Consider the following 8,961-nt stretch of genomic DNA (forward strand, 5'->3'; position numbering starts at 1 on the left):
AGAATCGCAGCGTGCGGCGGATGGATCAACGCAGGGGAGGAACACAGTTTGTATCAGTCTAAACTTAAAAGTGCTATTCTAGCATTGAGCGTCTCAACGATGGCCATTTCCATGATTGTTTTACCGGATGAATCTTTTAAAGCTTCCATTCAAGGATTAAATATGTGGTGGGAAGTTGTATTTCCTTCGCTTTTTCCTTTTTTTGTCATTTCTGAATTATTGATCGGATTTGGCGTTGTCCGCTTTCTCGGCGTCCTTCTGGAACCTTTGATGCGACCGCTTTTCCGCGTCCCGGGCGTAGGCGGCTTTACATGGGCGATGGGCCTGGCTTCCGGAAATCCCGCCGGAGCCAAATTTACCGCCCGCCTTCGCCAAGAAAAGCAGATTACGCAAATTGAAGCGGAACGCCTTGTTGCCTTTACGAGCTCATCCAGTCCGCTTTTTATTTTCGGCGCTGTGGCGGTCGGCTTTTTCCACAATCCATCGCTCGGAATCATTTTTGCGGCGGCCCATTATGTAGGGAATATTGCTGTCGGGCTGGTGATGCGCTTCCACGGCACAAATGAAGAAGTCAGGCGCCCAAAGAGAAAACACAAATTTCTATTAAAAGAAGCATTACGAGTCCTGCATGCCACAAGGATAAAAAACAACAAACCGATCGGAAAACTGCTCGGGGATGCGGTGATGTCCGCCATCCAGACGCTACTGATGATCGGAGGGTTCATCATCCTATTCTCTGTCTTTAATAAACTGCTACGGTACATGCATATTACGTCTTTTTTGGCGCTGCTTACCGAAGGGCTGCTGCATCTTGCCCATTTCTCGGAAAAATTAAGCATCCCGCTCATATCCGGCCTGTTTGAAATGACGCTCGGCATCCAAATGATCAGCGAAGCACGGGAATCCCCCCTGCTCCAGCAGGTCATTGCCGCCAGTTTTATGCTCGGGTTCGGCGGGTTCAGCATCCAGGCCCAGGTGGCAAGCATCCTTGCCCAGACAGATATCCGGTTCCGGCCGTTTTTTATTGCCCGCATGTTGCACGGATTCCTGTCCGCGGCAATTGTATGGCTGATCTGGAATCCGGTGTATATACGCTTTTTTGCCGAAAAAGATGCATTGCAGACGGTTTTTGGCTCTCCGGTTGCGGGTGCGGGCCATGGGCTGTACGCCCGCGCTGCCGCATGGCTGGAAGCAAACGGTCCGCTTGTGACCATATCCTGCCTCATTATCTACATCATCCTTTATTACAAGTCATGTCGGACAAATTGGCGCTGAAGGGAGTAAACGCCAAGAAAACAAAAAAGGGGAGCCCCTATTGGCATCCCCCGCCCTTTTCCGGCCTATTTATTGACTCCCGAATTTCTTTTTCAGCGCTTCGTTTACAGGAGCCGGAACAAGTTCGGAAATATCACCGTGGTATTTGGCAATTTCTTTCACAATGCTTGAACTCAAGAAAGAATATTGGTTGTTGGTCATGATAAAAAAAGTTTCAATCCGGTCATTTAACAGACGGTTCATAGAAGTCAGCTGCAACTCGTATTCAAAATCGGAAACGGCCCTCAAACCGCGGATAATCACGTCGGCTTTTTTGGATTCGGCATATTCCATCAAAAGCCCTTGGAAAGAATCAACTTCCACATTCGGGATATCCTTCGTCACTTCCCTGATCAATTCTTTCCTTTCTTCCACATCGAAAAGCGGCCTTTTCGAGATATTGTTCAGCACGGCCACATACACTTTGTCAAAAACTTTCGCACCTCTTTTAATAATATCCAGATGCCCGTTTGTAATCGGATCAAAACTTCCCGGGCAAATTGCGATCTTCCCCATTGCCCTCATCCCCCTTATTGGTATATATCGTGATTCCGGTGATGCCATATTTCGCTATTTTATATGTAATAAGATTGCCGATGTTTTCCGGCATTGAAAGCCCTGCGTCATGTTCGCAAACAACGTAACCGTTTTCAACAAGCAGATGGTTTGCAGCAATAAATTCCAGGAGCGCAGCTAATTTTTGCTTTTTATAAGGCGGATCAAGAAAAACCGCATCAAAGGCAAGCCCCCTTTTTGCCAACACTTTTAAAGCGCGTTCGGCATCATTCCGATATACTTCGCTTCTGGTTTTAAACCCGCATTTTGCAAGGTTCGTTTTAACCGTTTGCAGCGCCTTTGGGTCTTTATCGACAAAAATCATTTTGTCCATGCCCCTGCTCAACGCTTCAATCCCAAGCCCACCGCTGCCCGCATACAGATCGAGGCCCAGCCCCTTTTTAAAATATGGGCCGATCATATTAAAAACCGCTTCTTTCACTTTATCTGTCGTAGGGCGCGTTCCCATTCCAGGGACGGCTTTTAAAACTGTTCCTTTTTGGCTGCCCGAAATAACTCTCATGATGGTCACCACGAATTCGAAAAGTTTTCCATCTTATCCTACCATATTTTTTTAAGAGGGGGAAAAGTTTTTCGCTAAAATTTTATGCAAAAGTATAATTTGGGAAAAGCTGGCCATACTGATAACAGCAGCATCACAATAAGATGTTGCTGCCAACCGCGGAGAAGACTTACGTTTCCCCATAAGTTCTTCCTCCGGTTTCTCCTCTCCCTTTGCCTTCTGTCCGGAATAAAAGGATATGGAAGGGCCCTGCAGAATATTCTGCAGGGTTTTTTATTTTCCTTCTGTACCGGGCAGCTTTATAAAAATTTTATTCAATTCCGTTTCCAGAGCTGGGGCAGGCATCTTTATTGTAAATTTTGACCATACCGCCCTGGAAAAACGAAGCTTTATTTTTGCCGCTTTTCGAAAGGGGAGAGATGCAGTAGAATAAAAACAGCGAAAAATGAAAAGTGGGGAATGTACGATGCAGCAAAGATTTATCGAACTGGGGAACGGATACACCGATTTGTTTGAACTGATAGAACTTGCAAAAGTGAACAAGCACCGCCTGCAGGGGATGCTTGCGCTTCATACCATAACCGGCGGAAAGGCGGTCACATCGCCTGTCCTTGTTTTGAAACCGACAGACCCGGGGGAATTCCAGCCGTTATACATTTGCCTCGAAGGCATTCCGGATCCACGCATCCAGCAGAATAAAAGGTACAGCCTTTTTGCGGAAACCGCCGCGGACTTAAATATGGAAATTGTTGAACTGGAAGTCCGGCCTTCAACATCTTTTACCGATAAAACACTTTTCTACCAGTATTTAATCGGGATTTTAAGAATGAACAAGCTTATCGCACCGCTTACATAAAATATCCGGCCGAAAAATGGCCGGATGTCCAATCGGTCATAAGCCGATTTTGTAATCATATTCTTTTGCTTTATCGGGTTTTGCATTTTCATATTCCGTTTTTAAAAACGGCTTCATAGAGTAGTCTACTTTCCGCACAAACGGGAGATTTTCAATTTTTTCTTTTATATGCTCTATTTCGGCGCGGTCGCAATAGAGCACAACATACTTCATCTTTTTGGACGCATAATGGACATTGCCGAATCTCCGCAAATATTTCGTGTGTTTCATCTGATACAGCCAAATGATAAGACCCTGCCGATCTGATAGCATATCGTTTCCCCTTCGTACTTTTTATATGAGTGTACCATATTCCCTCCTTGCAGAACAATAAAAACAGAGAGGCCGCATCCTTTTTGAAGCGGATTGCGGCCCAATTTATCATAAGACTATGTTAGTAATTAATGTTTTTGATCGCGAAATCCGCTTCGCTCCCTGCGCAGCGAGCCTCCTCGCCGATACCCCGGCACAAGGCGTCTCTTCTTGCTCGCTTATCCCGCAGGAATCTCAGAAATTAGCGATAACAAAAATTGAACAAAGCCCAACATAATAAAGACTCATGCGGAACAGCCGCAACTGCCGCCCGTCCCGCAGCCCCCGGAACATGAAGAATCAAAAAACGGGTTTCCGGTAGGCACTTTTATATGTTCTGAAACGGATCTGCCAATCAGGAGGCTGATTTGGTCGAGCAGATCCTGCAAAGCATTTTCCGCCCGCCTGAAGCTTGCGACATTCTCATCCAAATCCATTTCCCTTTTGGCTTCCCTTGTTTCTTTATTGATGCGTTTGTAATCAGGATGATACCTGCCAAATCGCTGAACTTCCTCAAATTGTTCTTTCATGCGCATAAATGCACGGACTTTCCGCTGCGTATCAGGATCGGAATGCATCTTGATGTAGCACTTCCGGTACTCTTCCGCAACGTCCGACTCCACGACCATTCTGGCAAGGGTTTCGGCCTCGGACAGAATTTCCGCGCTTTCCAATGTTGCAAGCAAAAAGCTCACCTCCACATGCCTATTTTAACATGTTTCAGGGAGCTTTGCGAATTGGCTGCCATCAGGTAACGGTAATATAAAACTGCCTGCGGATGCCCAAATCCGCATCCGTCGTTTTGTCCACCACTTCCAGCTTCACGGTATGTACCCCTTTTTCTAACCCTTTTACAACAAACGCCGCAGTGTTGTACTCGCCTTCATATGCGCCGTCCACATAGACCTTGATCTTTGCCTGCCTCGCATGCTTGCTGCCGGAAAAAGATACGCTTGGAATAATGCATTCCACAAATAAATCGTCTTCTTTTACAAAATGCCGGATAGATACTTGATTGCCTTTCGTATATGTGGCCGCATCCACCTCGTTCCACTCTTTGCGGGGGATCTGCCCGCCGCAGCCGGAAAGCAAGATACATACCGCAATCAAACCTGCAGCAATTCTCATGATCATCACTCCTCACGGTTTATTTTCCGCAAGAAAGTGCTACTTTACTCAAAAAAAAGGAAAATTTTTCGCGTTTTTTACTCAGCTGTCTTTTGCTCAATTTACATTACAGCAGTCAAAACCCTTTTATCCGGAAGCTACACCGAAATTATCCTTGCTCATACATCGCCCGAACCATATGCATCATCATCTGCGCCATCTGCAGCCCATTTGTAAATTTTTCAACCCGCTGGGGGATCGTTTTTTGGTAATAATGGAGCGACGCGATTTGAAATTGTTCCAATTCTTCAGGATGACGCGATAATCTCCGGTACCAGATCGGCTGTTCCCTCAAAAATGCTTTCCACTCATTCGATTGGCGAATATAATCCATTACATCACCTCTCATCCGGAATACCTCCTTTTAATCTTTTCTAAATGAAAAAGGGTTTTTCTGCTGCACCGGCTGCGGTGATTTTCCCCCTTGTGCAGGCGCCTGGAATTGCATGATTAAATTCTGCACGGCCGCAATCGCAGCGCTGAGATTTTGCAAATGCCCTTGCACCTGTTCCACATCCAATTTTTGCAGGACCGAACCAAGCTGTGTCATCCAGCCGCCTTCGCCGTTGCCGTTTTCTACCTTCTTTTTATTGTCGCCTTCCGCTTCGTACTTTATCCAGCTCGGATCATCCTCGCCCAATATATACCATTCCTCAAAAAAATCCTGTAATGTTTTCTTTCCGCTCCGGACTTCTTTCAAAATCAAAGGATGGCTTTTTGTAAACAACTTAAATTTTTCGACGGAAGGATGCAATTTTTTCGTTCCCAATTTCGGTCACCCCGCAAGAAAACATTTTCGGCATCTCATAGGACGGAACCCGTTTAATATTCCAAAGCTCATTTTGTGTAACCTTCCTATCTTCCAGCATATGCCCGTTACGCTTAAGTGTGAAGGTTTTCATTTTCCGTAAATTTTGGTACGATATGTGTATGTTTTATTTGGGCTTTACCGGCCCTCCGAAAAATTTTGAAATAGAAGAGGGTATCCAAAAAATGAAAGAAGCATTGCGCGATACATTCGAAAAAGTGCTGGAAAAGGCAACTGGTGAAGATTTAACCGTGTTGTCGCAAATGTTAAACGGGTTGGCCAAAAAACAATCCGGACACGAAAACACATATTTTAAAGACCTCTTTCTGATGGAAGCGGATTTCCGGGAAGGGGAATGTGAAGTGGCCATCCCTGTGACGCCGTTAATCTATAATACATTTTCCATCGTGCACGGCGGCGTGACCGCGACGCTGCTTGATACAGTGATGGGGGTCATGGCAAACCGCCTTTTGCCGCCAGGGCAGCAGGCGGTGACCTCCAATTTGACGATCCACTATCTCGCTCCCGGAACTGGAAAATTTTTAAAAGCAAAAGCAAACGTCATTCACCGCGGGACGAAAACAATGGTGATGGAAGGGATTGCCTTCCGGGATGATGGGACGAAAATAGCACACTGCACCGGTTCTTTTTTCATATTAAAATTAAAATAACGTGTAAGAAAAAGCTAAAAACCCCGTCCTGCAAGGATGCAGGCGGAGTTTTTCTACTTAAGGCTTTTGGATAAAGTCCTGGGTATAGTATTTTTGGTAAACACCGACCCCGAGATCCGTAAAATCTTTTTGCAGCAAGGCCTTCCGGTGGCCTTCGGAATTCAGCCAGCCTTCCACCGCCGCAGGGCCGTCCATATAGTGGGCTGCAATATTTTCCGCAGCCGAAGTGTATAAAATTTTGCCGTCGTTTAATCTTTCCTTTAAATCCCCATATTTTGGGGATTCATGGGAGAAATAATGCCTGACTGCCATATCTTTGCTGTGTTTGTAAGCTACATCGGCAACCGCTTCATCCCAGCCGAGTTTTTTCAGGCCAAACCGCTCCCGGACGATATTGGTAATGTCAAAAATTTGCCGGGCGCTTCCGGTCTCGATGTCAGCCCATTTTTTTTCGCTGACCGAGGCGGGTTCGGGTAACTCACCCCGGTAAACCATTTCATACGGATGTTGCAGCATCAATGTATTTTTATCCATAAAACGGATGAAAAGCAGTTGTCCGCTGAATTTATCAAGCGCTAGTTGCGCATACACATCACCGAGCTGTACAAGCGGACGTATATTTAAATCTTCTTCCGACAGTTCAAAACGGTATGTGCCTTTAGACGACTGGACAGTCATATCCGTATTCATCATAATGGAACTGTAAATTTCCTCTACATTTTCCCCGATCCGGAAAGGTTCCACATTTAATTTTTTTCCGACGGCATAAATGGTCTTAATCTTGCCGTTTTTGACCCCGGCCTGAAAATAGCCGGAAGATTTCTTGTTATAAATCCACCAATCATAACCGTATGACGACGGGTCAATCCGCTTAGGTTTTCCGAAATGCGCTGTTAAATTTTTCACAGGTTTTCCAATATATACCGCCATTCCGCTTTTCGGGCGGCCATATTTATTGCTTTGGCCGTTTTTATTTATTTTCGTGCCGTCATCGACTTTCGGGCTTGTAGAACGGTTTTGCAGCACCCCGTTTTCAGGGCGAAGTTGAAAATACAGCCCTACTATAAAGATAAGCACGAAAATCACGGCTGTTTTCAAAAAAATACGCAGGTGGTTTCACCCCTCTTGGCTGATCCATAATCTATTGACTGTATTGATTTTATTATACATTTTACCTTTATAAGCAGGAAAGCGCCAATTTTTTTGAAGCCGCATCCTGCATCTCGACCGAAGATCGAATATTTCTCTTTATATGAACATATAAAAATAAAAAATATTATCATTGCATTGCCGGTTATTTTCAGATAAGATAAAATTGAGGAATTTTACTGTGCAATTCCGGAACGTTTATAGGAGGGATTGGTTCTTGAAATTCGACAATACCGGGCTGGAAAATTTCAAGGTGGATCTGACACGGCTTGATGACATTATGGAACGGCACCGCATGGTACGGGCAGGCCAATGGGATTATGAACGCGTCACCTATGATAAAAAATATACAATTAAAGAAGGCACTTATTATTTGCGTGTGCAGGGATACGCAACCGAAGGCGATGTGGATTCATTTGATGCCGTCATACAACTGATGCCACCGATTTTAGGAAAATATTATTATCCGCATGGTATCGAATACGGGGATGATGAATACTTTCCGCATGACCTCATCAAACATTGCAGAAAAGTTTTGGAAGCGCTTAAAGAAGATTTGGCTGTTTTTGCTGAATAAGGTTAAGCGGCCGCCCCACTGGACGGATGTTACGCCTCCGCGACGGGAGCGGCCGCTTTTTGCTTTTACCGGTGCTCCATCGGCCGGTGCCGGTCGGAAAGCATTGGGGTTGTTTCTTCTTCTGATGGCTCCTGTTCTTTTTTTGCCCAGTCAAAAAAGGCACGGGCCAGCATAATGCCGTAAACCGTTTCCTGCACCATCTTCATGATGACGCCGCCAAGCTGCTGGTCTTCCAGCGCCGGCAGCGGTGAAAATATCGCAGGTGAACCATAACGGCCCAATGTGGAAAGTTTTTCTGCAGGGACGCACAAATGCATGGACGTAAGCCACATCGCGCCGTCGGAATAGGTTTTGTAAACCGGGGCATTTGCGAAAATGATCAGTCCGCAGGCAGGGGTCAAAAGCATTGCGCTGGCAAATATATAAGCAATTTTTTTCAAACCGTTTAACGGATATTCCCCGGGCAATGGCTGAAGCAGCGGCCACCACATGAACATGGCAAAGATAAATAGTACAATCGTATAAACACTATGGAGAAGCGGCACCACTTTCACCTGATCAAAAACCGCAGGAATATGGTACAGGGAAAAAATAACATTAAACCCGCTTACCGCAATGACCGGCCTGGTAAAAAGCCGGAAAACAGGCGCAACAATAGGCAGCTGAACAAATTTCTCATATATCCAGACTGGAATGCCCCGCATAAGAAGCGGTGCCACAATCAAACACAGAATGGACATCTGTAACATATGCACTGAAAACATAATATGTCCGAGCAAATCAAGCGGGGATCCTTTTACAATGTAGAGAAGCGCCATTGCCGTGCAAAAAAAGCCTGCCTGGACCTTGCTTGGAGGCGCTTCGGTTAAGAAAGATTTTTTGCACAAAGCCGCAAGCGTAAAATAAAAGAAAACAACCAACAGGATTGCACTGAAAAAATACAGGCTCCACAATGCAAGGAACCCGAATATTTCAAACGGCATAGTCCCC

General features: G+C 45.4%; 13 protein-coding genes. 4 read left to right on the forward strand and 9 right to left on the reverse strand.

The features are described 5' to 3' along the window. Nucleotides 1–48 precede the first annotated feature (48 nt). Complete coding sequence (spoVV, locus tag GBH70_RS12645) at nt 49–1,275, forward strand: dipicolinic acid transporter SpoVV (RefSeq protein WP_151681381.1); 1,227 nt, start codon at nt 49–51, stop codon at nt 1,273–1,275. Between the two features lie 69 nt (nt 1,276–1,344). On the opposite strand, the gene coaD is transcribed toward spoVV, so the two are convergent. Together coaD and rsmD are read right to left on the reverse strand one after the other, a co-directional pair. After that, the gene (gene coaD, locus GBH70_RS12650) at nt 1,345–1,830 is read right to left on the reverse strand and encodes a pantetheine-phosphate adenylyltransferase (protein ID WP_151681382.1); all 486 of its coding nucleotides are present in this window, start codon (nt 1,828–1,830) and stop codon (nt 1,345–1,347) included. Further along, nucleotides 1,796–2,392 carry a 16S rRNA (guanine(966)-N(2))-methyltransferase RsmD gene (gene rsmD, locus GBH70_RS12655; protein WP_151681383.1) on the reverse strand — a complete coding sequence of 199 codons (597 nt, stop codon included), beginning with the start codon at nt 2,390–2,392 and terminating at the stop codon, nt 1,796–1,798. The genes coaD and rsmD overlap by 35 nt, the downstream gene beginning before the upstream one ends. Nucleotides 2,393–2,858: 466 nt before the next feature. Here rsmD and GBH70_RS12660 point away from each other — a divergent pair, with 466 nt between their 5' ends. Further along, nucleotides 2,859–3,248 carry a DUF7147 family protein gene (locus GBH70_RS12660; protein WP_151681384.1) on the forward strand — a complete coding sequence of 130 codons (390 nt, stop codon included), beginning with the start codon at nt 2,859–2,861 and terminating at the stop codon, nt 3,246–3,248. Between the two features lie 36 nt (nt 3,249–3,284). Here GBH70_RS12660 and GBH70_RS12665 read toward each other — a convergent pair whose 3' ends face one another. From GBH70_RS12665 to GBH70_RS12685, 5 genes are all read right to left on the reverse strand, one after another. Next, nucleotides 3,285–3,560 carry a YlbG family protein gene (locus GBH70_RS12665; RefSeq protein ID WP_151681385.1) on the reverse strand — a complete coding sequence of 92 codons (276 nt, stop codon included), beginning with the start codon at nt 3,558–3,560 and terminating at the stop codon, nt 3,285–3,287. Between the two features lie 284 nt (nt 3,561–3,844). After that, on the reverse strand, nt 3,845–4,285 hold the full coding sequence (locus GBH70_RS12670) for a YlbF/YmcA family competence regulator (RefSeq protein WP_151681386.1): 441 nt from the start codon (nt 4,283–4,285) through the stop codon (nt 3,845–3,847). A gap of 61 nt (nt 4,286–4,346) precedes the next feature. Beyond that, on the reverse strand, nt 4,347–4,727 hold the full coding sequence (locus GBH70_RS12675) for a hypothetical protein (protein ID WP_151681387.1): 381 nt from the start codon (nt 4,725–4,727) through the stop codon (nt 4,347–4,349). Between the two features lie 148 nt (nt 4,728–4,875). Then, nucleotides 4,876–5,115: a YlbE-like family protein gene (locus GBH70_RS12680; protein ID WP_151681388.1), complete on the reverse strand. Its 240-nt coding sequence runs from the start codon at nt 5,113–5,115 to the stop codon at nt 4,876–4,878. 15 nt (nt 5,116–5,130) lie between these two features. Then, the gene (locus GBH70_RS12685; protein ID WP_151681389.1) at nt 5,131–5,535 is read right to left on the reverse strand and encodes a YlbD family protein; all 405 of its coding nucleotides are present in this window, start codon (nt 5,533–5,535) and stop codon (nt 5,131–5,133) included. Between the two features lie 224 nt (nt 5,536–5,759). Between GBH70_RS12685 and GBH70_RS12690 the strand changes: the two genes are divergently transcribed. Continuing rightward, on the forward strand, nt 5,760–6,245 hold the full coding sequence (locus tag GBH70_RS12690) for a PaaI family thioesterase (protein WP_151681390.1): 486 nt from the start codon (nt 5,760–5,762) through the stop codon (nt 6,243–6,245). A gap of 57 nt (nt 6,246–6,302) precedes the next feature. On the opposite strand, the gene GBH70_RS12695 is transcribed toward GBH70_RS12690, so the two are convergent. Next, nucleotides 6,303–7,322, reverse strand: coding sequence for a CAP domain-containing protein (locus tag GBH70_RS12695; RefSeq protein ID WP_151681391.1), 1,020 nt, complete (start codon nt 7,320–7,322; stop codon nt 6,303–6,305). 289 nt (nt 7,323–7,611) lie between these two features. On the opposite strand from GBH70_RS12695, the gene GBH70_RS12700 reads away from it, so the two are divergent. Then, a complete protein-coding gene (locus GBH70_RS12700) occupies nt 7,612–7,971 on the forward strand; it encodes a YugN family protein (RefSeq protein ID WP_151681392.1) in 360 nt (119 codons plus the stop codon). Nucleotides 7,972–8,036: 65 nt separating this feature from the next. Here GBH70_RS12700 and ctaG read toward each other — a convergent pair whose 3' ends face one another. After that, entirely contained in the window at nt 8,037–8,954 is a 918-nt protein-coding gene (ctaG, locus tag GBH70_RS12705) for a cytochrome c oxidase assembly factor CtaG (protein WP_151681394.1), read from the reverse strand. Nucleotides 8,955–8,961 lie beyond the last annotated feature (7 nt).

It is taken from the genome of Weizmannia acidilactici (assembly GCF_008974225.1).
GTDB classification, from domain to species: domain Bacteria; phylum Bacillota; class Bacilli; order Bacillales; family Bacillaceae_C; genus Weizmannia; species Weizmannia acidilactici.

Bases quoted from the DNA above. Each gene is read 5' to 3' on its own strand.
- coaD (WP_151681382.1), bottom strand. From the start codon at position 1,830: ATGGGGAAGATCGCAATTTGCCCGGGAAGTTTTGATCCGATTACAAAC.
- rsmD (WP_151681383.1), bottom strand. From the start codon at position 2,392: ATGAGAGTTATTTCGGGCAGCCAAAAAGGAACAGTTTTAAAAGCCGTC.
- GBH70_RS12660 (WP_151681384.1), top strand. From the start codon at position 2,859: ATGCAGCAAAGATTTATCGAACTGGGGAACGGATACACCGATTTGTTT.
- GBH70_RS12665 (WP_151681385.1), bottom strand. From the start codon at position 3,560: ATGCTATCAGATCGGCAGGGTCTTATCATTTGGCTGTATCAGATGAAA.
- GBH70_RS12675 (WP_151681387.1), bottom strand. From the start codon at position 4,727: ATGAGAATTGCTGCAGGTTTGATTGCGGTATGTATCTTGCTTTCCGGC.
- GBH70_RS12680 (WP_151681388.1), bottom strand. From the start codon at position 5,115: ATGAGAGGTGATGTAATGGATTATATTCGCCAATCGAATGAGTGGAAA.
- GBH70_RS12690 (WP_151681390.1), top strand. From the start codon at position 5,760: ATGAAAGAAGCATTGCGCGATACATTCGAAAAAGTGCTGGAAAAGGCA.
- ctaG (WP_151681394.1), bottom strand. From the start codon at position 8,954: ATGCCGTTTGAAATATTCGGGTTCCTTGCATTGTGGAGCCTGTATTTT.